Source organism: Actinomadura latina NBRC 106108 (assembly GCF_001552195.1).
In the GTDB taxonomy this organism is placed as follows: Bacteria; Actinomycetota; Actinomycetes; order Streptosporangiales; family Streptosporangiaceae; genus Spirillospora; species Spirillospora latina.
The window spans coordinates 1-1,328 of the sequence record NZ_BCQS01000068.1 but is presented as its reverse complement, the minus strand read 5'-3'; the positions used below and the strand labels follow the sequence as shown (position 1 = coordinate 1,328).

General features: G+C 69.3%; 1 protein-coding gene. It reads left to right on the top strand.

From position 1 onward, the window contains the following. Nucleotides 1-243 precede the first annotated feature (243 nt). Entirely contained in the window at nt 244-1,311 is a 1,068-nt protein-coding gene (locus tag AL2_RS35810; RefSeq protein ID WP_376741378.1) for an IS110 family RNA-guided transposase, read from the top strand. Nucleotides 1,312-1,328: the final 17 nt, after the last annotated feature.

Sequence of the window (1,328 nt, the reverse complement as noted above, 5' to 3'; positions counted from 1 at the left end):
CCCTGACAGAGATGATGTAGATGAGCGCCTCCCGCAGGGATCTGGCCCAACCCCTGACTGGCCTCGTGCCTTCAACCGGATCTGCCGATCCCGGTGCGGGAGGCGCTCATGTGCACTCACCGGATGTGGCGGGGTGACCTAATAGGAGCCTGGCTAGAGGCCCCATCTCTGTCTTGTCCGTTCGCCCGGCTGGTGCGTGCCGCCCTGCCTCCAGCCACGAACGACAGGACGACGATGCCCTCCATTACACCCCAAGACGCGGCGATCATCGAGGTCGCCGGTGGAGTCGACACCCACTCCGACACCCACACCGCTGCGATGATCGACCAGGTGGGGCGGGTGCTGGGCACCGAGCAGTTCCCCGCCGGCGCGGCCGGATACGCAGCGCTGCTGGCCTGGATGCGCTCGTTCGGATCGCTGGTGAGGGTCGGTGTCGAGGGAACGGGTGCCTACGGTGCCGGGCTCACCCGGCTGCTGCGCGCCGAGCGGGTTGACGTGGTCGAGGTCGACCGGCCCGACCGCAAGACCCGCCGGTTCCAGGGCAAGTCCGACCCGATCGACGCCGTCCAGGCCGCCAGGACCGCGCTGGCCGGGGAGCGGACCGGCACCCCAAAGCAGCGCGACGGACGGATCGAGGCGGTGCGGAACCTGCGGGTCGCCCGCCGCAGCGCGGTCGACCAGCGCGCGGACGCTCAACGCCAGATCAAGACCCTCATCGTCACCGCTCCCGACGACCTGCGTGAACGGCTGCGCAGCCTCCCCGCCAAGGAACTGATCACCACCTGCGCGAACCTACGCCCCGACCGGGCCGGCGCAGCGTCACCGGCCACCGCCGTCAGGATCGCCCTTCGGTCACTGGCCCGCCGCCACCAGCAGCTCACCACCGAGATCACCGACCTCGACGACCTCCTGGATCCACTCGTGGCCGCCATCAACCCCGGCCTGGTCGCCGCCAACGGCGTCGGCACCGACGTCGCCGGCCAACTCCTGGTCACCGCCGGCGAGAACCACGACCGGCTGCGTTCGGAGGCCGCATTCGCGATGCTCTGCGGCGCCGCCCCGATCCCCGCCTCGTCCGGCAAGACCAACCGTCACCGCCTCAACCGCGGCGGCGACCGCCAAGCCAACGCCGCCCTCTACCGCATCGTGCTCTGCCGCCTGCGCTGGGACCCCCGCACCCGCGCCTACGCCGAACGACGCACCAAAGACGGCCTCTCCAAGAAAGAGATCATCCGCTGCCTCAAACGCTACATCGCCCGCGAGCTCTACCAGATCATCACCACTACAAACGATCATGAACTCGCCGCTTGACATCCATAGGAGCATCC